We start from the raw sequence: 21,648 nt of genomic DNA on the forward strand, positions 1-21,648 counted from the left end.
GTTGAGCGCGATACCAGCGGTACCGGCCAATCCGGATCCACCCGCCCCCGACCGGCGCACGGGCGGGCACATCCAGGCGGACCGCGTCAGCGCGAAGGGCAGCACCGGCGGGGCGAGCAGGGCAGGGGGCGGCAATGGACCGTGACAACGAACCGCACACGCGTGTTCCGGAACAACGCGTTCCGCAACAGCGGGAGGCGCGCGGCGCCGGTCTGCGGTTCGCCGTGCTCGGTCCGGTACGGGCCTGGCGCGGCGGCGAGGCCCTGTCCTCGGGTTCGCCGCAGCAGCGGGCCCTGCTGGCGGCGCTGCTGCTGCGCGGCGGCCGCACGGCCACCGCCGCCGAGCTGATCGACGCGATCTGGGGCGAGGAGCCGCCCTCGCAGGCGCTCGCCGCGATACGGACGTACGCCTCCCGGCTCCGCAAGGTCCTCGACCCGGAGACGCTGATCAGTGATGCCGGCGGGTACGCGATCCGGGCCGGTCGGGACGGTCTCGACGTCGACGTCGTGCGCGACCTGGCGGCCGAGGCGGAGAAGGCCGCCGCGGGCGGGGACCGCGACGGGGCCCGGGCCCTGCTCGACAAGGCGCTCGGGCTGTGGGACGGCGAGGCGCTCGCCTCCGTGCCCGGCCCGTACGCGGAGAACCAGCGCACCCGGCTGGAGGAGTGGCGGCTCCAGCTCACCGAGACCCGCCTGGACCTGGACCTGGAGGTCGGCCACCACGCGGAGGCGGTCTCCGAGCTGACCGCGCTGACGGCCGCGCACCCGCTGCGGGAGCGGCTGCGCGAGCTCCTGATGATCGCCCTGTACCGCAGCGGCCGGCAGGCCGAGGCCCTCGCCGTCTACGCCGACACCCGGCGACTGCTCTCCGAGGAACTGGGCGTGGACCCGCGCCCCGAGCTGGCCCAGCTCCAGCAGCGCATCCTGCGCGCCGACGAGGAGCTGGCCCGCTCCGCCGCCGCACCGGCCCCGGCCGGCGCGCCGGTGCGGCCCGCCCAGCTCCCGGCCACCGTGCCGGACTTCACCGGCCGGGCCTCGTTCGTCCGCGAACTGGGAGACCGGCTGGCGACCGCCGAGGGCTCCGTGATGGCCGTCTCGGCGCTGGCCGGCATCGGGGGCGTCGGCAAGACGACCCTCGCCGTGCACGTCGCCCACCAGGCCCGCCAGCACTTCCCGGACGGCCAGCTGTACGTGGACCTCCAGGGCGCCGGGGCGCGGGCCGCAGAGCCGGAGACCGTGCTCGGCGCGTTCCTGCGCGCCCTGGGCACCGCGGACTCGGCGATCCCCGACTCGCTGGACGAGCGCGCCGCGCTGTACCGCTCCACGCTCGACGGCCGCCGCGTCCTGATCCTCCTCGACAACGCGCACGACGCGGCCCAGGTCCGCCCGCTGCTGCCGGGTACCGCGGGGTGCGCGGCGCTGATCACCAGCCGGGTGCGGATGGTCGACCTGGCCGGTTCGCATCTGGTCGACCTGGACGTGATGTCACCGGAGGAGGCGCTCCAGCTCTTCACCCGGATCGTGGGCGAGGAGCGCATCACCTCGGAGCGCGAGGCCGCCCTCGACGTGGTCGCCGCCTGCGGCTTCCTCCCGCTGGCCATCCGCATCGCCGCCTCCCGCCTGGCCGCCCGCCGCACCTGGACGGTCTCCGTGCTGGCCGCCAAGCTCGCGGACGAGCGGCGCCGCCTGGACGAACTCCAGGCGGGCGACCTCGCGGTGAAGGCCACCTTCGAGCTGGGCTACGGCCAGCTGGAGCCCGCCCAGGCCCGCGCCTTCCGGCTCCTGGGCCTGGCGGACGGCCCGGACATCTCGCTGGCCGCCGCGGCCGCCCTGCTCGACCTGGAGCCCCACACCACGGAGGACCTCCTGGAGGCCCTGGTCGACACCAGCCTCCTGGAGTCCGCGGCACCGGGCCGGTACCGCTACCACGACCTGGTGCGCCTCTACGCGCGCTCCTGCGCGGAACGGGACGAACAGGGCCCGGACGAGCGCGAGTCGGCGCTCTCCCGGCTGCTGGACTTCTACCTGGCGACGGCGACGGGCGTGTACGCGCTGGAGCGGCCGGGTGACCGGCTGGTGGACCACCTGGAGCCGACGGGGCACGAGGGCCTGACGTTCAGCGACCGGCACGACGCCCAGGACTGGCTCTACTCGGAAGCCGGCCCGTTGTTGGCATGCGTACGCCAGTCCTCCGGACCGGACGTGCTTCGTCGGGCGATCGACCTGCTGTGGGCCGCTCTGGATCTCGCCGAGTCCGGTGCGAACTCCAAGCAGTACGAAGCAGCCGCGTCATTCCTCCTCGGTGCTGCCCGGACCTGCGGCGATGTCCATGCCGAACGGCGCGCCCTGGTCACTCTCAGCAATGCACACCTGGTCGCCGGCCGATTCGACCAGGCCGATCAGGAGGCCCTCCACGTGGTGGAGCTCTCGCACGACGAGCGCGATCCGCTTCCCAACTGCTGGGCGCTCAACCACCTCGGAGTAATCGCCATCTATCAAAGCCGCCACGAGGACGGCGAAAAGTACCTGACTCGGGCGATAGAGGACTTCCGCAGTGGCGAGAACCTCCCGGGAGAGGCGTCCGCACTGTGCAACCTGTCCCGGGTCCACCTGGCCATGGGCCGGACGGCGAGCGCTGTCGCACTGGCCCGCAAGGGGATCGGGATCTACGACAGCATGGGGCACTCCCTCCGGGGAGCCAACGCCCGGTACGCCCTGGGGATCGCGTTGACCCGGAGCGGAGAGCTGACGGAGGCGACCGACAGTTTCCTGGAAGCCTTGACGGTCTTCCGGGACAGCCGCCAACGGCTCTGGGAAGGCATGACCCTGTTCCGCCTCGCGGAGACCGATCTGGCGGGGGACAACCCGGCCCAGGCCGCCTCCAAGGCGGAAATGGCGCTGACCGTCCTGCGTGGCATCGGCGGGGAATGGCGCCGGGGCAATGTCCTCACCGTCCTCGGGCACGCCCTCGACGGGATAGGCCAGTCGGGACGTGCCCTCGTCTGCTGGCGCGAGGCTCTCACGATCTACGACGACCTCGGCTCCGACGAGGCGGCGGGGGTTCGTGACCTCCTCGTGCGGGTCTCCTCCGGTCAGGCCTGACACCGGCTCCGCCCGGTCGTTCATCGTTCGTTTATCGCCGGGCGGCAAGCTCGGGCCTGTCGATCCGTCGCGTCGGGGGGCAGACGGGGCGACGAGCGGCCGAACCATTAGGGTGAACGGCCCTGACAGGGCCCCGCCCGGCAGTCCACGGGGGAACAGCCGGGCGAGGCCCTCCAACGCAGCACCCCAGCCACAACGGAGATGACCTTCATGGGCGAGAAGAAGAAGACCGACCCGATCGTCAAGCCTCAGGACACCCACGCCACCGGCGCGGAGACCGGATCCGTGACGACCCAGGACACGCACGCCACCGGCGGCGACATCAAGCTCGCGGACACCCACGCCACCGGCGGCGAAATGAAGCTGATGGACACCCACGCCACGAGCGAGCCGGCCAACTAGAGCCACTTCAGGGGCACGGGGGAGCGGCCGCGGCGGCGCGGAGGGGGAGCCGTCGCGATCGCCGCACAGCGCGGGCGCGCCACGGGGGACGTGGGCGCACCGCGCACCGGAAGAGGGGTACGGGCTGGGGGGCCCGTACCCCTCTTCGCACGGGCCGCCCGGTTCAGGCGCGGCGCGCGCGGAGTTCGCCCTTCAGGACCTTGCCGCTGGCGTTGCGGGGGAGGTCGGGGACGAACTCGACGGCGCGCGGGACCTTGTAGTTCGCCATCTCGCGGCGGGACCAGGCGATCAGGTCGTCGGCGGTGAGCGTGGCGCCGGGCCGGCGGACCGCGTACGCCTTGCCGACCTCGCCCAGGCGGGGGTCCGGGACGCCGATGACGGCGACGTCGGCCACGTCCGGGTGGAGGCCGAGGAGCTGCTCGATCTCGGCCGGGTACGCGTTGAAGCCGCCGACGATGAACATGTCCTTGATCCGGTCGGTGATCCTCAGGTTGCCGTGCTCGTCGAGCACGCCGACGTCGCCGGTGCGCAGCCAGCCGTCCGGGGTGATCGCGGCGGCCGTGGTCTCCGGGTCCTCGAAGTAGCCGCCCATCACGTGGAAGCCCCGGACCAGGATCTCGCCGGGTCGGCCCGGTTCGGCCAGTACCCGGACCTCCGTGCCCGGGATCGCCCGGCCCGAGGTGGCGGCGATGGTCTCCGCCGGGTCGCCGCGCCGGCACATGGTGACGATGCCGCTCGCCTCGGAGAGGCCGTACGCGGTGAGGACCGTGGAGACCCGCAGCTCCGTGCGGAGCCGTTCCACCAGCCGCAGCGGGACGACCGCCGCGCCCGTCACCACCAGGCGGAGGGCGGAGAGGTCGTGCGCGTCCCGGGCCGGGTGGTCCAGCAGCGACTGGTGGAGGGTGGGCGGGCCGGGCAGCACCGAGATCCGTTCGGCGGCGATGTTGGCCAGGGCGGTGTCCACGTTGAACACCGGCTGCGGGACCATCGTGGCGCCCCGCATCAGGCAGGCGAGGACGCCCGCCTTGTAGCCGAAGGTGTGGAAGAAGGGGTTCACGATCAGATAGCGGTCGCCCTCGCGCAGGCCCGCCAGTTCGCTCCAGATCGCGTAGCAGCGGAGCGTCTGGGCGTGGGTGATGGCCGCGCCCTTGGGGCGGCCCGTGGTGCCCGAGGTGTAGATGATGTCGGAGAGGTCCGAGGGTGCGAGGCTCGCGGCCCTGGCCCGGACCGCCCCGGTCGGCACGGACTCCCCCGCGGCCAGGAAGTCCTTCCAGGTGAGGTAGTCGTCGGGGGCGGTGTCGGCCAGCACCACCACCTTCTCCAGGTGCGGGAGTTCGGCCTCGGCCCGGCGCAGTGAGGCCACGTACGAGGTGCCGAGGAAGGTGCCCGTGACGAAGAGGAGCTTCGCCCGGCTGCGGTCGAGGACGTACGCCGCCTCCGTGCCCTTGAAGCGGGTGTTGAGGGGGACGAGGACCGCGCCCGCGGTGACGGCGCCGAGCGCGGAGACGATCCAGTCCAGGGTGTTGGGGGCCCAGATCGCGACCCGGTCCCCCGGCTCGACGCCCGAGGCCAGGCACGCGGCGGCGGCCCGCTCCACCCGCTCGCCCAGTTCGGCGTAGGAGACCCGGACGCGGCCCTCGACGACCGCCTCCCGGTCCCCGTACCGGCGCGCCGCCGCCCGAACCAGCTCCGGGATGGTGCCCCACTCCTCGTCGCCGCGCATCGCTCGCCCTCCCTGACGCAGTAGCTGACTATCCGTCAGATTAGCTGTAGCCTCTGCCGCTGTCAGCAGTCATGACGGCCTGGGAGGTGGCGGTGGCGGCGCTCAAGGACGCGACGGCGATAGCCGGAATAGGGCAGACGGCCTTCGCGAAACAACTGCCGGAATCCGAGAAGACCTTGGCCTGCAGGGCCATCGTCGCGGCGCTCGACGACGCGGGCATCCCCGCGTCCGAGGTGGACGGGTTCGCCTCGTACACGATGGAGGAGACCGACGAGGTCGAGATCGCCAAGGCCATCGGCGCCGGCGACGTGACCTTCTTCAGCAAGGTGGGGTACGGGGGCGGCGGCTCCTGCGCGACCATCGCCCATCTGGCCGCCGCGGTGGCGACCGGGCAGGCGAGCGTGGGCGTCGCCTGGCGGTCGAGGAAGCGGGGCTCGGGGCCCCGGCCCTGGAAGAACACCACCGCGCAACTGCCCACCCCGGCGCAGTGGACCCGCCCGTACGGGCTGCTGCGGCCGGCTGACGAGATCGGGATGCTGGCCCGCCGGTACATGCACGAGTACGGGGCCACCCGCGACCACCTCTTCAACGTCGCCCTCGCCTGCCGCAACCGCGCCAACCAGAACCCGGCCGCGATGATGTACGAACGGCCGCTGACCCGCGACATGTATATGACCTCGCGCTGGATCAGTGAGCCGCTCTGCCTCTTCGACAACTGTCTGGAGACGGACGGCGCGCTGGCCTGCGTGATCGTCTCGGCCGAGCGGGCCCGGGACTGCCGGCAGAAGCCCGTGTACATCCACTCCGTCGCGCAGGGGCTGCCCGCCCAGCACCACGGGATGGTCAACTACTGGAACGACGACCCGCTCTCCGGCCCCGCCTGGACGGCCGCCCGGCAGCTGTGGAAGCAGGCCGACTTCGGGCCCGGGGACGTGGACGTGGCGCAGATCTACGACGCGTTCACCCCGCTCATCCCGCTCTCCCTGGAGGGGTACGGCTTCTGCGGGCGCGGCGAGGGCGCGGCGTTCACCGAAGGCGGGGCGCTGGAGAGCGGCGGGCGGCTGCCCATCAACACCGGGGGCGGCGGGCTGAGCGAGGCGTACGTGCACGGCTTCAACCTGATCACCGAGGGCGTGAAGCAGCTGCGCGGCGTCTCCACCGCCCAGGTCCCGGACGCCGGGACGTGCCTGGTCACCGCCGGTGAGGGTGTGCCCACCTCCGCCGTACTGCTGAGGAGCTGAGGAGTCGTCATGGCAACGGAGACGGACGGGCTGCTGACGCCCGTGGTGGACGAGGACGGCGCGCCGTTCTGGGAGTACGCGGCCCGCAGCGAGCTGCGGGTGCAGGCCTGTGCCGAAGAGGGGTGCCGCAAGCTCCGGTTCCCGCCCCGGCCCTGTTGCCCGCACTGCCAGTCCTTCGACAGCGAGTGGCGGCGGATGAGCGGGCGGGGCCGGATCTGGTCGTACGTGCTGCCGCATCCGCCGCTGCTGCCCGCCTACGCGGCCCAGGCCCCGTACAACGCGGTGGTGGTGGAGCTGGCGGAGGCCCCGTCGATCCGGCTGGTCGGGAACGTGGTGAGCGGGCCGGACGCCCCGCTGGACTCGGTCGACCCGACGCGGCTGCGGATCGGCGCGACGGTGCGGGCGGTGTTCTGCCCGGACGCCTCCGGCCGGACGCTGGTGCGCTGGCTGCTGGAGCGGTGAGCGTCGATGGCGCTGCGCACCGAGACGGACAAGGCGACCGGGGTCGCGCTCGTCACCCTGGACCGGCCGGAGCGGCTGAACGCGATCGACCTGGCCACGGCGGGTGAGCTGGCCGCGACCTGGCGGGCCTTCCGGCACGACGACACGGTGCGGGCGGTGGTCCTGACCGGGGCGGGCGGCCGGGCCTTCTGCACCGGGATCGACCGGGACACCGAGGTGCCACAGCCCTCCTCCCCGTACACGATCGACGATCCGCTGCTGACGGTCGGGCCGAAGGCGAACGACCTGTGGAAGCCGGTGGTCGCGGCGGTGGAGGGGATGGCCTGCGGCGGGGCGTTCTACCTGCTGGGCGAGGCGGAGTTCGTGATCGCCTCGCAGGACGCGACGTTCTTCGACCCGCACACCGCGTACGGCATGGTCAGCGCGTACGAGTCGATCGCGATGGCGCAGCGGATGCCGTTCGGGGAGGTGGCCCGGATGGCGCTGATGGGGACGGCCGAACGGGTCTCGGCCCGGCGGGCGTACGAGACCGGGCTGGTCAGCGAGGTGACGGAGCCGGGCGGCGCGGTGGAGGCGGCGCTGCGGGCGGCCGGGGTGATCGCCGGGTACCCGACGGAGGCGGTGCAGGGGACGGTGCGGGCGGTGTGGTCCGCGCGGGAGGCGGCCCGGACGCAGGCCATGGCGCACGCCCCGCACCTGATCGCGCTCGGGAACCTGCCGCCGGACCGGCAGGCCGAGCTCTTCCGGGGCCGGGACCGGGGCCGGGAGCGCGGTGAGGGCCGGGGCACCGGTCCGTTCCGGATCCGCTGACCGGGGCCGCGACGGCGAAGGCCCGTCCCGCCCCCGCTGACCGGGCGGGGACGGAACGAGCCGGGGCCGTGAACGGACCGGGCCGACGGATCAGTACGTCATCTCGGCGTCGGCCCGGCACTTCCTCACCTGGGCGGCCTTGCCCGGGTGGTCCATCCGTACGTCGATCTCGACGACGTCGCCGCCCTGGGCGTCCTGGTACGCGGTGCCGGTGTCGACGATCCGGCCCCCGGCGTCGAGGAACTCCACCTCGATCTCGTAGCTGTGCGAACCGGTGGTGCCGGCCGTGAGACTGACGGTGGAGAAGGTGACCGCCTTGCCCTTGCCCTTGCGCTTGCTCCTGCCCCCGCTCTTGCCGGGGCCGGCGCAGCGGACGACGGAGACCAGGGGTTCGTCGGTGGTGGTGGGGCTCGGGGTCTCCGTCGCGTAGCCGGTGTTGTCCGAGGACCCGCTCGACGATCCGTAGTCGTCATCGTCGTCGTAGCCGCTGCGGTAGCCGTTGTTGCTCTTCTTGGAGTTGGAGCAGCCGCCACCACTGCTGCTCGAACCATGGCTCTTGCTCTTGCTCTTCCCCGAACCGCCGCGTCCGTGGCCGGACGTGGAGAAACCGGTGAGTGCGAGTACGACCGCGATGAGTACCGCGGACAGCTTGACATGCCGCATCATCGATGCAGCCCCCCTTGCGCTGTTGCCCTGATGTGCACTTGTCGAACGACCGTGCGTCACGCTAGCGCACGGTGGCGGGGTGGGGCGGGCGGGCGTAGCGTCGTGCCGAGAGCGGTGCAGTGTCGTGACACCGGTCCGTGCAGACGTGGCACCGGTCCGTGCCCTCGGGAGGCCGAGATGATCCGCGCAGTCCTCGGCCCGCTCATCGCTCTCGCCGGAGCGGCGGCCGCCGTGCTGAGCCCCTTCCGTGACTGGTACGACGGTCGCCCCGGGCGGGACTACCGGGTCGGCGAGCTGTTCACCCATGTCACCGCCGGGCGGCCGGAGCCGCTGGGGTCGATGCTGCTCGTGTTCCTCTGCGCCGCTCTGCTGGCGGTACTGGGGGTGGCGGTGCGCTCGCGATGGACGGTGGGTGCGGCGGGGATCCTGGTGCTGGGGTTCACCGTGCTGTGGATGGTGCGTCAGGGGCAGGCGGCGGGCAGTCTCGCGGTCGCGGGGGACGGCTCGGGGCTGGGGTGGGGCGTGGCCGGGGCGCTGGTGGGCGGGGTGTTGATGGTGGTGGGAGCGGTGGTGATGCCGGGGCGGCGGAGGTCTGCGGGTGCGGTGGCCGGGAAGCCGTTCACGGCGCCGGACGCGCGACATCCGGACACCTGGCCGCCGACGCAGGAGCCGGGGCCCTCGGTGCAGACGAGCACGCTGCCGGAGCCCGAGCCGGAGCCGTACACGGGGCCGGACCCGCGGGACGGGCCCCGCACCCCACCGGACGACGGGCCGGAGACCCCGGGCCCGGAGGACGAGCGCCGTCCCGGGGCGTAGGAGCACGCCCCGGGAGGTGGTGTCACACCCTGGCCCGGTTGCCGGTGCCCGTGCCCTTCAGCGCGTCCAGCGCGTACACGCAGCGGTCCTTGCTGCACGCGTACACGACACCGCCCTGTGCCACGGGCGAGCCGGTGATCTCGCCGCCGGTCGCCAGTTTCCAGCGGAGCTGGCCGCCCACCGCGTCCAGGGTGTAGAGGACGTGGTCGGCGGAGCCGAAGTGGACCCGGCCGTCGGCGACCACCGGGGAGCCGACCACCTCGCCGCCCGCCGCGAACCGCCACTTCGGGGTGCCGGTGACCGCGTCGAGGGTGTAGAGGGCGCTGCCGCTGCCGACGTGGACGTTCCCGGCGGCGACCAGGACCGGCTCGGCCGACTGGCGGGCCTCCGTGGCGATCCGCCAGCGGTCCTTGCCGGTCGAGGCGTCGAGCGCGTACACCGTGCCCAGGTAGTCGGCGAGGTAGACGCCACCGCCGGTGACGGCCGGTCCGGGGGCGAACGCGGGCGGCGAGAGGAAGACCGCGGGCGACTCGAAGTGCCAGCGCACATGCCCGGAGACGGTGTCCACGGCGAGGACCCGGGCCCCCGCGCTGACGTAGACGAAACCGTCCGGCGCCGGGGTCAGCCGGACCGGCACCCCGCCGCAGGAGGCGGCGTCGCCGATCGGGTAGGACCAGCGCTCGATGCCGGTGCGGGCGTCGACGGCGCGCAGTCGGGCATCCTGCCAGAGGAAGACCGTGCCGTCGTGGATGACCGGCCCGGCCTCGGGCGTCTCGAAGTCGGTCTGTACGCCGGTGGCCTCCCACAGCTTCTCGCCGGTGGCGGCCTCCCATGCCTGGACGCCGCCGCCCCGGGTGCCGGTGACGACGGTGCCCCGGTCGGCCTTGAGGGCGTAGACCCAGGCGTCCGTCTGGAGCCGCCAGCGCTCGGTGCCGGTCGCCGCGTCCAGGGCGTAGAGCGAGGGCCCGTCGGAGGCGTGGATGCGGCCGCCCTCGACGGCCATCACCCAGGCCACGTCCCGGGTCTTGAACTGGCGCCGCCCGTTGCCGACGTCCAGGGCGTGCACCTCGAAGGACGTGACGTAGAGGAGGTCGCCGGAGACGACCGGGGTGCCCCAGACGTCGTTGGACATCCGGAACCGCCAGGGGCGCCAGCGGTCCGGGCCCGGCGGGGGCTCGACCGGACGGCCGGGGGCGGGCACGGGGGCGGCGGCCGGGGCGGCGGCCGTCACCCCGGCGGGCGGGCGGACCCAGCCGGTCGCGTGCCCCGCCTCGCCGGGGGCGGCGGCCCGGACGTCCTGGGCGCGCGGGCCGGGGCCGATCGGCACCTTGGCGCCGGGCAGCCGGACCGGGCCGCCCGGATCGGGGCGGTGCGCCGCGACGGCGACGGAGGGGCGCGGGTCGACGCGCGGCGGCGCCTGGGGCGGCGGCGGGACCGGGGCGGGCGCCGCGGGCGGGGCCGGCGGGGCGGGCTTCCGGCCGCCCCGGCGCTGCTCGATCATCGCCGTGGCGGAGCCCGGCAGCCAGGCCGAGGCCGTGCCGCTGTCGTCGCCGCCGGCGGCGAAGAGGTGCGGGGCCAGCTGGGCCTGGAGGTCGGCGGGGGTGGGGCGCAGCCCGGCGTCCATCTGCATGCAGGACTCGATGAGGGGCCGCAGCTCCTCGGGCAGCCCCGTCAGGTCGGGGCCCTCGCGCAGCAGCATGAAGACCGTCTCGACGGGGTTGCCGCCGTGGTACGGGGCGTGGCCGGTGGCGGCGAAGGCGAGCGTGGAGCCGAGCGAGAAGATGTCGCTGGCGCCGGTGACGCTGCGCGAGTCCCTGGCCTGTTCGGGCGACATGTAGGCGGGGGTGCCCACGGCGACGTTGGTCATGGTCAGCCGGGTGTTGGAGACGCCGGAGGCGATCCCGAAGTCGATCACCCGGGGGCCGTCCTCGACGACGAGCACGTTCGACGGCTTCATGTCGCGGTGGACGAGCCCGGCGCCGTGGATCGACTGGAGGGCCTCGGCGATCCCGGCGGCCAGCCAGCGGACCGCCTGGGCGGGCATGGGGCCGCACTCGGTCACTATCTCTTCCAGCGAGGGCGCCGGTACGTAGGCGGTGGCCAGCCACGGCACGGCGGCGCGCGGGTCGGCGTCCACGACCGCGGCCGTGTAGAAACCGCTGACGGCGCGGGCGGCCTCCACCTCGCGCGTGAACCGGACCCGGAACAGCTGGTCCTCGGCGAGCTCGGTGCGGACCGTCTTGATCGCCACCCGTCGGCCGGAAGCCGAGCGGGCGAGATAGACCAGGCCCATGCCGCCGGCACCGAGCCGGCCCAGCACCTCGAACGGGCCGATCCGCCTCGGGTCGTGCTGCGTCAGCTGCTCCACCACTTGCCCTGCCACCTCCCCGTACGGGCCTCAAGTGAAGAAGCCCGCGAACACCCGCCCTGTACGGCGTCTCACCACTGGGCACCACCCGGCGGTGCGCTCCCCCGATTCTTCCTGGCTGAGGCCGTGGTTGCGAACCCGGGGGCGGATCGGGGTGTCACAGCTCACTCTGCCCCTTCTCGGACACAGGGGGCTGAAGTACGGCGAAAACAGCCCCCTGGTCGTCCTGGAGCACCGCCGTCCGCCCGTGCGGGATGTCGAAGGGCGGCGCGGAGATCCGGCCACCGAGACGGACGGTGTGCCCGGCCGTGCGGTTGCAGTCCTCGACGGCGAAGTAGGTGAGGAAGTAGCTGGGCATCTCCGCGGGGAAGGCGTCGGTGATGACGCTGCGGCCGCCGATCGCGGTGTCCGGGCCGGGTTCGGTGCCTGCCGGGGACCACATGCGGAAGTCGAGACCCGATTCGGCCGTTCCGGGGTCGTCCATATCCGTACCCCGGTAGCCGAAGACGGACTCGTAGAAGGCGTCCACCTCGTCCCTGCGGCGGGTGTAGACCTCGGTCCAGCAGAAGGAGCCGGGCTCGTTCCGCTTCTCGAAGCCCGCGCGGTCACCGGCCTGCCAGAGCCCGAAGACCGCGCCGCCGGGGTCGGCCGCCTGGGCGAGCACCCCGGCCCGGCCCGCCGGGACGGGCTCGGTGACCATCTGGCCGCCCGCCGCCCTGATCCGGGCGGTGTCGGCCGCGATGTCGTCGGTGGCGAAGTAGATCTCCCAGCCGGTCGGCATCCGCCCGTCCCGCTTGGCGGAGAGCGCGCCGACGAGCCGGCCGCCGCTGTAGGCGTCCGCGTACGGGCCCTCGCCCGCCCGGAAGGTCCAGCCGAACAGCTCGCCGTAGAAGCGCTTGCCCGCCTCCAGGTCGGGAAGGCGCGCATCCACCCAGCAGGGCACGGATGGTGCGAATACGGCCATGGGTCCGGGTCCTTCCGTGATCCGTCACGCGCGACGCGCACCAGTGACGCTCGTCACAGTCAACGTAGCGGGAGTGCGCGTGGCGCGCGCACCGACCTGGCCACATCGGACATATCTTCGAAAATGCCCGGCATACCCTCGCCGAAAGGGATCCCCGCCCACACCGTCACGGAAAGTTATCCACGGAAGTTATCCACAGGCTGTTGATAAGACTTGTCACTCCGTGGTGCGCATCCGGCGAAATCCGGCCACTCCCCCCGCCACAACTGCGGCGAACCCCATTTGCAGTCGGCCGAATCGCGCTCCGATCACCCCTCGGTAAGCTGACGGCATGACAGGACAAGTGCGTACCGTCGACGGCCGCGTGGCTGGTCGGCGCGGGCAGGCGACGCGGCAGAAACTGCTCGACTGCCTCAGCGAGATGCTCAGCTCCTCGCCGTACCGGGACGTCAAAGTCATCGACGTGGCCCGGAAGGCGGGGACTTCCCCCGCGACGTTCTACCAGTACTTCCCCGACGTCGAGGGCGCGGTCCTCGAAATCGCGGAGGAAATGGCCAAGGAGGGCGCCGGGTTGACCGAACTGGTCGCCGGGCGGTCCTGGGTCGGCAAGGCCGGCCGCCAGACCGCCGAGGAACTCGTCGACGGGTTCCTGGACTTCTGGCGCCGCCATGACGCGATCCTCCGCGTGGTCGACCTGGGTGCCGCCGAGGGCGACAAGCGGTTCTACAAGATCCGTATGAAGATCCTGAATTCGGTCACCAACTCCCTCACCGATTCGGTCAAGGAGCTCCAGGCCAAGGGCAGGGTCGACCAGGAGGTCAGCGCCGCCGCGATGGCCGGTTCGCTGGTGGCGATGCTGGCCGCCGTCGCCTCGCACCAGAAGGGGTTCACCACCTGGGGCGTGAAGCAGGCCGAACTGAAGCCGAACCTCGCGCTGTTGGTGCATCTGGGCATCACCGGCAAGAAGCCCCCGAAGTAGCCCCGGCGCCGACGGCCCCCTCCCCACCGGGGAGCGTGCGGCCGCCCCGGGCGCACTCCAGGTCCTGTCACACCGGCGGCGGGCCACGCATGTGGTCCGCCGTCGGTGCACCCGGGGCCGCCCCGCCTCCCGGCCCTCCGGGATTTCAGGAGCCCCCGCAGCCGCGGCTCAGGAGTCCTCGCGGGGACGCAGCCGGAAGAGCCGGATCTCCCGGTCGATCCTCGCCTGGTACGCCGCGTACGGCGGCCAGAACCTCAGCGCGGCCGCCCACGCCTCTTCGCGCTCGGCGCCCTTCAGCAGCGTGGCGTGCACCGGGATGTCCCGGCCCCGCCAGTTGACCACCGCGCGGTCCGGACCGGCCAGCAGGTTCGCGGTCCAGGCCGGATGCCCGGTGCGGCCGAAGTTGCTGCCGACCAGGATCCAGCTCCGCTCGCCGCCCTCCGGCATGCAGGCCAGCGGGGTGGTCCTCGGCACTCCGCTGCGCGCCCCCGGCACCGTGAGCACCAGCCCCGGCAGCATCCGGGAGCTGAGCAGCACCCGGCCCCGGGTGAGCCGGTGCACCGCGCGGTCCATGGCGGGCACCACGTGCGGGGCGATCCTCGCGAACGTACGGGTGGCGGAGACCTTCTGGACGAGCCGGACGCCGGGTGCCATCAGACCGCCCCCACCCGCTCGGCCGGCCCCGGCCCCGTCGCCGCTCCCGGCACCCCTTCGGCGAGCAGCCCGGCGCGCCGTGCCGCGTGGTCGCGGAGCCGGTGCACGGGGCCGAAGAGCAGTTCGGCGGCGGCCGCCCGCCCGAAGTACAGCCGCGCCTCGCGCTCCCGGCCGGGGCCGCCCCCGCCGGGCAGCTGCACGGCCTCGGCGGCGGTGGTCCGCAGCGCCTCCAGGGCCTGGGCGAGGGCGAGCCCGCCGGCCGCGGCCGGGTTCCAGGCCGCGCAGTACGCCGCGGAGCGGGCCTCCTGCACCCGTACGTAGAGGTCGGCGAGGCGGTGTTCGGCGGCCCCGCGCCCGTCCGCCGTCGCGCGGTGGGCGCCCGGTGCACGGAGCCGGCCGAGCGTCCGTTCCAGCGCGCCCGCCGCCGAGCCCACCGCCTCCGCGGCGAGCAGCGCGGCGGCGGTCCGCCCGGCCTCGGCGAGGGCGCCGGTCACGTCGGTGGCGGGGTCGGCGCCGAGGAGTTCGGCCCCGGTGTCCCGGAGTTCGAGCCGGGCCTGCGGGCGGGTCCGGTCCAGCGGGGTGCGGGCGGCGCGGACGAGTCCGGTCGCCCCGTCCGGCCGGACGAGGAAGAGGAGCGTACGGCTGCGCGGGAAGCCGCCGGTGTGGGCCGCGACCAGCAGCACGTCGGCGGTGTGCCCGTCGAGGACCCGGTCGGCCTCCCCGTACAGCCGCCAGCGGTCCGGGCCGTCGTCGGCGGCGGGCCTGGCCTGGATGCCGCCCGCCCGGCCGCCGCCCGACCAGGTGGCGCCCGCCGGGTCGCCGGTGAGGCCGAGGGCGGTGGCGAGCGATCCGCCGGGGACGGCGAGGGTCGCGGTCAGCTCGCCGGACGCGATGCGCGGCAGCAGCGCGGTGCGCTGGGCGTCGGTGCCGAGCGCGGCGACGAGCGGCGCGGCCAGCACGGCGGTCGCGATCAGGGGCGAGGGCAGCAGGACGCGGCCGGTCTCCTCGCAGGCGACGGCGAGCCCGGTGGGTCCGTGGCCGGTGCCGCCGTACTCCGTCGGCAGGGCCAGTCCGGGCAGACCGGGGTCGCGGGCGAGCCGCCGCCACACGCCGGGGTCGTAGCCGTCGACGGGCGGTGGGGCGGTGTCGTCGTCATCGTCTCCGGCGCCGGTGCCGGTGCCGGTGCCGGGTGCGGGGCGCGCGGCCGGGAGTCCGGCGAGGGCGCGGCGTATCCCGTCCTGTTCCGCGGTGAAGGCGGCATCCATCTCGGGCTCCTTCCGCCGAGGGGTCCGTAACCCCTCATCTGACGGAGCGTCATATTAGGTGGGGATCAGCGAGATGCACAGGGTCGCGCACGGAAGGGGCCGGGGGCGGGGGTCTGCCCCGCACCCCGGATCTGATGTACCGTCAGATCCATGGATTCCTCCCAGCGCAAGGTCGCCGTCGTCGGGATATCCCTCGCCGACTGCGGGCGGGTCGACACGGCCACGCCGTACGCCCTGCACGCCCAGGCCGCCCGCCGGGCGCTGGCCGACTCGGGGCTGGACCGGTCCGTCGTCGACGGGTTCGGCTCCGCCGGGCTCGGCACGCTCGCCCCGGTCGAGGTCGCCGAGTACCTGGGCCTGAAGCCGACCTGGGTGGACTCCACCTCGGTCGGCGGCTCGACCTGGGAGGTGATGGCGGCCCACGCGGCGGACGCCATCGCCGCGGGGCGCGCCAACGCCGTCCTGCTGGTGTACGGGTCGACGGCGCGGGCGGACATCCGGGCGGGGCGGCGGACCTCCAACCTCTCCTTCGGGGCGCGCGGCCCGCTCCAGTTCGAGGTGCCGTACGGGCATTCGCTGATCGCCAAGTACGCGATGGCAGCCCGCCGCCACATGCACGAGTACGGCACCACGCTGGAGCAGCTCGCCGAGGTGGCGGTGCGGGCGCGGGCCAACGCGGCGGCCAATCCGGACGCGATGTTCCGGGAGCCGATCACGGTCGACGACGTGCTGTCCGGGCCGATGATCGCGGACCCGTTCACCAAGCTGCACTGCTGCATCCGCAGCGACGGCGGCTGCGCGGTGCTGCTGGCCGCCGAGGAGTACGTACCGGACACCGCCACGGACCCGGTGTGGATCCTGGGCACGGGCGAGCACGTCTCGCACTCCACGATGTCCGAGTGGGAGGACTTCACGGTCTCCCCGGCGGCGGTCTCCGGGCGGCTGGCCTTCGAACGGGCCGGGGTGCGGCCCGAGGAGATCGATCTCGCCGAGATCTACGACGCGTTCACGTACATGACCCTGGTGACCCTGGAGGACCTGGGGTTCTGCGCGAAGGGCGAGGGCGGCCCGTTCGTGGAGAAGGGCCGGACCGGGCTGCGGGGCGAACTGCCGGTCAACACGGACGGCGGCGGCCTGTCCGCCTGCCACCCCGGGATGCGCGGGCTGTTCCTGCTGGTGGAGGCGGTGCGCCAACTGCGCGGCGAGGCGGGCGAACGCCAGGTCCGCCGGGCGGACGGCGCGCTTCCGGAGCTGGCGGTGGCCTCGGGCACGGGTGGCTGGTTCTGCTCCTCGGGGACGGTGGTGCTGGGGCGGGGGTGACGGGGAAACGAGCCGGGCGTGCGGTGCAATGGGTCCATGACGACCGACGCACACGGCCCGCAGGACGCCCACGAAGCACCCGGCGCACCCGGCTCCCCGGAGCCGTACGACGCGCACGAGGCGCACCGGAGCTTCCTCGGCCTGCTGCACGCCCAGCGCGTCTGGGACGTGGAGCTGCCCTCCTTCGACCCGGCCGCCGCTCCCCCGGACCCGCTGGCGCTCTTCCACCGCTGGTTCGCCGAGGCGGTGGCCGCCGGACAGCCCGAGCCGCACACGATGTCGCTGGCCACCACGGACGCGGACGGCCACCCCGACGTACGGACGGTGATGCTCCACGACGCGGACGGGCGCGGCTGGCACTTCGCCACCCACCGCACCAGCGCGAAGGGCCGCCAGCTCGCCGCCCGCCCGTACGCGGCGCTCGGCTTCTACTGGCCGGCGCAGGGCCGCCAGGTGCGGCTGCGGGGCCCGGTCGCCGTCTGCCCGACCGCCGAGAGCCGGGCCGATCTGCGCGCCCGGTCCACGGGGGCGCTCGCGGCGGCGCTCACCGGGGCGCAGAGCGAGGTGCTGGGCTCGTCGGAGGAACTGGAGCGGGCGTCCGACGCCGCCTGGGAGCGGGCCCGCACCGCGCCGGACACGGAGGTCGCGAGCTGGACGCGGTACGTGGTGGAGGCCCGGGAGGCCGAGTTCTTCCAGGGCGACGCCCGCCGCCGGCACGTTCGGCTGCGGTACCGGCGGCGGGACGCGGGGTGGGAGCGGGACCTCCTCTGGCCGTAGGTCCCGTCCTTCGAAGTGCCGTCGCCCGAGGCCGGTCAGTCGACGCTGATCGCCTGTACCGGGCAGACCCGGGCGGCTTCCCGCACCGTGGGTCCGTCCAGCGCCTCCTCGTAGTCGGGCAGCAGCTCGCTGAACCCGTCGTCGTCCTGGGTGAAGACCTTCGGCGCGGTCAGCGCGCACTGGCCCGCGCCGATGCACCGGCCCTGGTCGATACTGATCCGCATTCCGGCAGATCCTTCCGGTCGCATGTCGATCACCACGTTCCGATCACTGTGCCGTTGCTGTGCCGTCGCCGTACGCGCCGCCCCCGACCCGGCCGGTCGGCCGGGCGGGCGGTCACCGGTTCACCAGGCCACGGGCAGTTCGAGCAGCCCCTGGATGGTGTCGCCGGGCTTGAAGGGGATCTCCTCGGCGGGCACCGCGAGCCGCAGCCCGGGGAGCCGGTCGAAGAGCGCGGGCAGCGCGATCTCCATCTCGGCGCGGGCGAGGTTCTGGCCCAGGCACTGGTGGATGCCGAAGCCGAACGCGACGTGGTTGCGCGCGTTCCGGCCGAGGTCCAGCTCGTCGGGCGAGGGGTAGGCGGCCTCGTCCCGGTTGCTCGTCGCGACGGACAGCACGACGCCGTCCCCCGCCCGGATCGTCACCCCCGCCACCTCGATGTCCTCCACGGCCACCCGGGAGATCCCGTCCGCGATCGACAGGAAGCGGAGCAGCTCCTCGACCGCCGAGGGCACCAGCCCCTTCGAGCCGCGCAGCCGGGCGAGCTGGTCGGGGTGGCGGAGCAGGGTGAAGGTGCCGAGCGAGATCATGTTCGCGGTCGTCTCGTGTCCGGCGACGAGCAGGATCTCCGCCAGCCGCACCAACTGCTCGCCGTCGATCTCCCCGGTCTCCAACCGGTCGGCGATGAGCTCGTCGAGCAGCCCGTCGCCGGGGGTGGCCCGCTTCCGGGCGATCAGTTCGCGGAAGTACGCGTCGAGCGCCTCCCGCGCCTCCTCGACGTCCGACGCCTCCGGGCCGCGCAGCAGCCTGCGGGACTGCGCCTCGAAGAACTCGTGGTCCTCGTAGGGCACCCCGAGCAGCGCGCAGATGACCATGGAGGGCACGGGCAGGGCGAACGCCTCGATGAGGTCGGTCGGCGGGCCCTGCCGCACCATCGCGTCGAGCAGGCCGTCCACGATCTCCTGGATGCGCGGCCGGAGCGCGGCGGTCCGCCGGACCGTGAAGCTCGGGATCAGCATCCGGCGCTGGACGTTGTGTTCCGGGTCGTCGACGCCGAGCAGTTCGACACGGCGCACCGAGGTCTCGGCCAGTCGCCGGGCGAAGAGCGGGAACTCCGGGTTCTCCCGGTTCGACGAGAGCCGCTGGTCGGTCAGGAGGGCGCGCGCCTCGGCGTGCCCGGTGACCAGCCACACCGTACGGCCGTCGTAGAGGCGGGCCGGGGCCACGGGGCGCCGTTCCGGTGCGGTGCCCCGGTATCCGGCGGGCGGGTCGTAGGGGCAGGTGCGGTTCTGGGGAAAGGAGATGGTCTCGGCGTCTGCCATGGCGGACCTCGCAGAAGAGAGGGGGGTGTCCTACCGATCTCCGCCCACTAGATGCCTCAGGCACCTAATGGGTCCAGGTGATGTTCGGCCATTTGTCCTCGGTGTTCTCCATTGTCCGCCGCCGGCACCGCCCGGGCACGCCCGGCCGCGTTTTCCCCGCCGCCGTACCGGAACACCCCGTTCAGAGGCGCTCGGCCCGCCCGCGGGAAGCGGGGCTCCTCGTTTTCCGTCCACGAGGAGCGAGGAGCAAGATGGAATGCGGAGGCGACGATGAGCCGAACCCGTACCCGATCCCGCGCCCGTCCCCGTTCCCGCTACGCCCCGGACAACGGGTTGACGACCCGCATGGTCGGCACCATGTTCCTGATCGGCCTGCTGTACGTGGTGCTGGTCGGGGTGCTGCTCGCCGTGTTGCGCGGCGCCTGGCCGATCATCCTGATCCTCGTCGGCGGCATGTTCGTCGCGCAGTTCTGGTTCAGCGACCGGATCGCGGCGTTCAGCATGGGCGCCCGCGAGGTCACCCCGGAGCAGGCACCCGAACTGCACGGTGCGATCGACCGGATCTGCGCTCTTGCGGATATGCCGAAACCGCGCGTGGCCATCGCGCAGAGCGACGTGCCGAACGCCTTCGCGACCGGCCGCAGCGAGAAGACGGCGCTCGTCTGTGCCACCACCGGACTGCTGCGCAGACTGGAGCCGGGGGAGCTGGAGGGGGTGCTCGCGCACGAGATGTCGCACGTGGCGCACCGGGACGTCGCCGTCATGACGATCGCCTCCTTCCTCGGCGTGCTCGCCGGGATCATCACCCGGGTCGCGCTGTGGGGCGGGCTCTCCCGGGGCTCCCGGAGCAACGACCCGGTGGGCGTCGCGATCATGCTGATCCCGCTGATCAGCGCGGGGGTGTACTGCCTGAGCTTCCTGCTGACCCGGCTGCTCTCCCGGTACCGCGAGCTCTCCGCCGACCGCGCCGCCGCCCTGCTCACCGGCCGCCCCTCCGCGCTGGCCTCGGCGCTCACCAAGGTGAGCGGCCAGATGGCCCGCATCCCGACCGAGGACCTGCGGAAGGCGGAGCCGTACAACGCCTTCTACTTCGTGCCCGCGTTCTCGTCCAGGGAGAGCCTGAGCCGGCTGCTCTCCTCGCACCCGACGCTGGAGAAGCGGCTCGACCAACTGGCCCGTATCTCCGCCGAGCTCGGCCGCCCGTGAGCCCCCGCCCCACCGCCCGGAGGTGACCGTCCATGGGTCTGCTCGACGCGATCCTGGGCCGGAGCAAGCCGGTCCGCCCCGATCTCGACGCGCTCTTCGCCGTCCCCTCCGCCGCCCTCACCCTGGAGGCGGGCGCGGGCTTCGCGCCGACCGGCCTCGGCTCGGTCTGCTTCGCGGGGGTCGAGGGCGGCGCCTTCGCCCGGCTCCAGGAGGACGTACGCGAACTGCTCGACGCCGACACCGGGCGCGGCGGCATCCCCGTGGAGTTCCACCAGGACGGTTACGGGTACACCTGGCTGCTCTCCCGCCACCCCGCCGACGACACCGCGACCCTGGTCAACGACCTGCACGCGGTCAATACCCTGCTCCAGGACGGCGGCTTCGGGCCGCAGCTCCTCTGCTCGCTGATCGGCTTCCGCGACGGGCGGGGCCGCCCGCTGGCCCTGGTCTACCTCTACAAGCGCGGCACCTTCTACCCGTTCGCCCCGGTGCCCGGCGGCGCCGAGAAGCGGGACAACCAGCTGGAGCTGGAGGTGCGGGCGGTGCTCGGGGACGACCTCCGGATGGAACAGGACCTGGCCCGATGGTTCCCGGTGTGGGGCGCCCCGGGGCTGTGACGGGGAGGGCAGCGCGAGCACCGGGGCCCGGGGCCCGATCCAGGACTCTTCCGGAAGCCGTCCCGGACGCCCTTCCGGCACTGGGATTCGGTGCTCGTACGCCCGTATGATCACTGCCATGACTGCCGAGCCGCCCCGTCCCGCCTCCGCCGCCCGCATGCGCGCCTCGGACGCCGACCGGGAGGCGGTGGTCGAGCAGTTGCGGGAGGCGGCCGCCGAGGGCCGGATCGACCTGGACGAGCTGGACACCCGGCTCGGGCAGGCGCTCGCGGCCAAGACCTACGCCGACCTGGCTCCCCTCACCGAGGACCTGGTCCCGATCGAGGTGGCCGCGGGCGAACCGCTGGTCCTCAAGGGCGGGATGTACGGCGCGAAGCGCGCGGGTGCCTGGAAGGTGCCGGCGGTGATCGTCGCGCAGGGCGGCATGGGCGGCGTGCGGATCGACTTCACCCGCGCCGAGTGCCGGCTGCGCGAGGTCGAGGTGGAGGTGCGCGGCGAGATGGGCGGCGTACGGATCGTGGTCCCGGAGGGCTGGGGCGTCGACGTCGACCGGGTGGACCAGGGCCTCGGCGCGCTGAAGGACCGGACCACGCACGAGCGGACCCCCGGCGCCCCGGTGCTGCGCCTGACGGGCTCCAGCGGCATGGGCGGGGTGTACCTGCGCCACCCGAACTTCATCGAGCGCCGCAAGCTGCGCGCCCTCGAATCCTGACCGGCACTCCTCGGGCCCCCGCCC

20 protein-coding genes are annotated in these 21,648 nt (G+C 73.6%); 12 read left to right on the forward strand and 8 right to left on the reverse strand.

Translation table 11 applies throughout. The annotated features are described in order from the left end of the window. Positions 1 to 134: 134 nt before the first annotated feature. Together ACWC97_RS26755 and ACWC97_RS26760 are read left to right on the forward strand one after the other, a co-directional pair. Positions 135 to 3,101 carry an AfsR/SARP family transcriptional regulator gene (locus ACWC97_RS26755; protein ID WP_352275976.1) on the forward strand — a complete coding sequence of 989 codons (2,967 nt, stop codon included), beginning with the start codon at positions 135 to 137 and terminating at the stop codon, positions 3,099 to 3,101. Between the two features lie 210 nt (positions 3,102 to 3,311). After that, positions 3,312 to 3,503: a hypothetical protein gene (locus tag ACWC97_RS26760; protein WP_352275974.1), complete on the forward strand. Its 192-nt coding sequence runs from the start codon at positions 3,312 to 3,314 to the stop codon at positions 3,501 to 3,503. Between the two features lie 163 nt (positions 3,504 to 3,666). Here the strand turns inward: ACWC97_RS26760 and ACWC97_RS26765 are convergent, their stop codons facing one another. Then, positions 3,667 to 5,226 carry a FadD3 family acyl-CoA ligase gene (locus ACWC97_RS26765; protein ID WP_450652011.1) on the reverse strand — a complete coding sequence of 520 codons (1,560 nt, stop codon included), beginning with the start codon at positions 5,224 to 5,226 and terminating at the stop codon, positions 3,667 to 3,669. Positions 5,227 to 5,297: 71 nt separating this feature from the next. On the opposite strand from ACWC97_RS26765, the gene ACWC97_RS26770 reads away from it, so the two are divergent. Genes ACWC97_RS26770 through ACWC97_RS26780 form a run of 3 tightly spaced genes read left to right on the forward strand, consistent with a single transcriptional unit; the run spans position 5,298 to position 7,739 of the window. Beyond that, positions 5,298 to 6,467: a lipid-transfer protein gene (locus ACWC97_RS26770; protein ID WP_352275970.1), complete on the forward strand. Its 1,170-nt coding sequence runs from the start codon at positions 5,298 to 5,300 to the stop codon at positions 6,465 to 6,467. 9 nt (positions 6,468 to 6,476) lie between these two features. Next, positions 6,477 to 6,929: a Zn-ribbon domain-containing OB-fold protein gene (locus ACWC97_RS26775; protein WP_352275968.1), complete on the forward strand. Its 453-nt coding sequence runs from the start codon at positions 6,477 to 6,479 to the stop codon at positions 6,927 to 6,929. Positions 6,930 to 6,935: 6 nt separating this feature from the next. Beyond that, positions 6,936 to 7,739, forward strand: coding sequence for an enoyl-CoA hydratase/isomerase family protein (locus ACWC97_RS26780; RefSeq protein WP_450652012.1), 804 nt, complete (start codon positions 6,936 to 6,938; stop codon positions 7,737 to 7,739). A gap of 90 nt (positions 7,740 to 7,829) precedes the next feature. On the opposite strand, the gene ACWC97_RS26785 is transcribed toward ACWC97_RS26780, so the two are convergent. Then, positions 7,830 to 8,405, reverse strand: a complete 576-nt coding sequence (locus ACWC97_RS26785; protein ID WP_352275964.1) for a hypothetical protein — start codon at positions 8,403 to 8,405, stop codon at positions 7,830 to 7,832. A 177-nt stretch (positions 8,406 to 8,582) separates the two neighbouring features. On the opposite strand from ACWC97_RS26785, the gene ACWC97_RS26790 reads away from it, so the two are divergent. Beyond that, entirely contained in the window at positions 8,583 to 9,221 is a 639-nt protein-coding gene (locus ACWC97_RS26790) for a hypothetical protein (protein WP_352275963.1), read from the forward strand. 22 nt (positions 9,222 to 9,243) lie between these two features. On the opposite strand, the gene ACWC97_RS26795 is transcribed toward ACWC97_RS26790, so the two are convergent. Together ACWC97_RS26795 and ACWC97_RS26800 are read right to left on the reverse strand one after the other, a co-directional pair. Then, positions 9,244 to 11,592: an outer membrane protein assembly factor BamB family protein gene (locus ACWC97_RS26795; RefSeq protein ID WP_352275961.1), complete on the reverse strand. Its 2,349-nt coding sequence runs from the start codon at positions 11,590 to 11,592 to the stop codon at positions 9,244 to 9,246. A gap of 154 nt (positions 11,593 to 11,746) precedes the next feature. Then, the gene (locus tag ACWC97_RS26800; protein ID WP_450652015.1) at positions 11,747 to 12,553 is read right to left on the reverse strand and encodes a VOC family protein; all 807 of its coding nucleotides are present in this window, start codon (positions 12,551 to 12,553) and stop codon (positions 11,747 to 11,749) included. A gap of 331 nt (positions 12,554 to 12,884) precedes the next feature. On the opposite strand from ACWC97_RS26800, the gene ACWC97_RS26805 reads away from it, so the two are divergent. Then, positions 12,885 to 13,532, forward strand: a complete 648-nt coding sequence (locus ACWC97_RS26805; protein WP_352275959.1) for a TetR family transcriptional regulator — start codon at positions 12,885 to 12,887, stop codon at positions 13,530 to 13,532. A 168-nt stretch (positions 13,533 to 13,700) separates the two neighbouring features. On the opposite strand, the gene ACWC97_RS26810 is transcribed toward ACWC97_RS26805, so the two are convergent. After that, positions 13,701 to 14,186, reverse strand: coding sequence for a nitroreductase family deazaflavin-dependent oxidoreductase (locus ACWC97_RS26810; RefSeq protein ID WP_352275958.1), 486 nt, complete (start codon positions 14,184 to 14,186; stop codon positions 13,701 to 13,703). Then, entirely contained in the window at positions 14,186 to 15,451 is a 1,266-nt protein-coding gene (locus ACWC97_RS26815; protein WP_450652017.1) for an acyl-CoA dehydrogenase family protein, read from the reverse strand. Before ACWC97_RS26815 ends, ACWC97_RS26810 begins: the two co-directional genes overlap by 1 nt. A gap of 150 nt (positions 15,452 to 15,601) precedes the next feature. Here ACWC97_RS26815 and ACWC97_RS26820 point away from each other — a divergent pair, with 150 nt between their 5' ends. Together ACWC97_RS26820 and ACWC97_RS26825 are read left to right on the forward strand one after the other, a co-directional pair. Further along, the gene (locus ACWC97_RS26820; protein WP_352275955.1) at positions 15,602 to 16,771 is read left to right on the forward strand and encodes a thiolase C-terminal domain-containing protein; all 1,170 of its coding nucleotides are present in this window, start codon (positions 15,602 to 15,604) and stop codon (positions 16,769 to 16,771) included. A 36-nt stretch (positions 16,772 to 16,807) separates the two neighbouring features. Then, a complete protein-coding gene (locus tag ACWC97_RS26825) occupies positions 16,808 to 17,548 on the forward strand; it encodes a pyridoxine/pyridoxamine 5'-phosphate oxidase (protein ID WP_450652019.1) in 741 nt (246 codons plus the stop codon). 35 nt (positions 17,549 to 17,583) lie between these two features. On the opposite strand, the gene ACWC97_RS26830 is transcribed toward ACWC97_RS26825, so the two are convergent. Continuing rightward, entirely contained in the window at positions 17,584 to 17,772 is a 189-nt protein-coding gene (locus ACWC97_RS26830) for a ferredoxin (protein ID WP_352275952.1), read from the reverse strand. Between the two features lie 120 nt (positions 17,773 to 17,892). Beyond that, positions 17,893 to 19,089, reverse strand: a complete 1,197-nt coding sequence (locus ACWC97_RS26835) for a cytochrome P450 (protein ID WP_450652021.1) — start codon at positions 19,087 to 19,089, stop codon at positions 17,893 to 17,895. A 270-nt stretch (positions 19,090 to 19,359) separates the two neighbouring features. On the opposite strand from ACWC97_RS26835, the gene htpX reads away from it, so the two are divergent. The 3 genes from htpX (at position 19,360) to ACWC97_RS26850 (ending at position 21,624) form a co-directional block, all read left to right on the forward strand. After that, positions 19,360 to 20,295 (forward strand): zinc metalloprotease HtpX, encoded by a 936-nt coding sequence (htpX, locus tag ACWC97_RS26840; RefSeq protein WP_352275950.1) that lies wholly within the window; start codon positions 19,360 to 19,362, stop codon positions 20,293 to 20,295. Positions 20,296 to 20,327: 32 nt separating this feature from the next. After that, positions 20,328 to 20,912, forward strand: coding sequence for a PspA-associated protein PspAB (gene pspAB, locus ACWC97_RS26845; RefSeq protein WP_352275949.1), 585 nt, complete (start codon positions 20,328 to 20,330; stop codon positions 20,910 to 20,912). 118 nt (positions 20,913 to 21,030) lie between these two features. Further along, positions 21,031 to 21,624, forward strand: coding sequence for a DUF1707 SHOCT-like domain-containing protein (locus ACWC97_RS26850; RefSeq protein ID WP_352275947.1), 594 nt, complete (start codon positions 21,031 to 21,033; stop codon positions 21,622 to 21,624). Positions 21,625 to 21,648 lie beyond the last annotated feature (24 nt).

The organism is Streptomyces sp. NPDC001108, assembly GCF_053598535.1.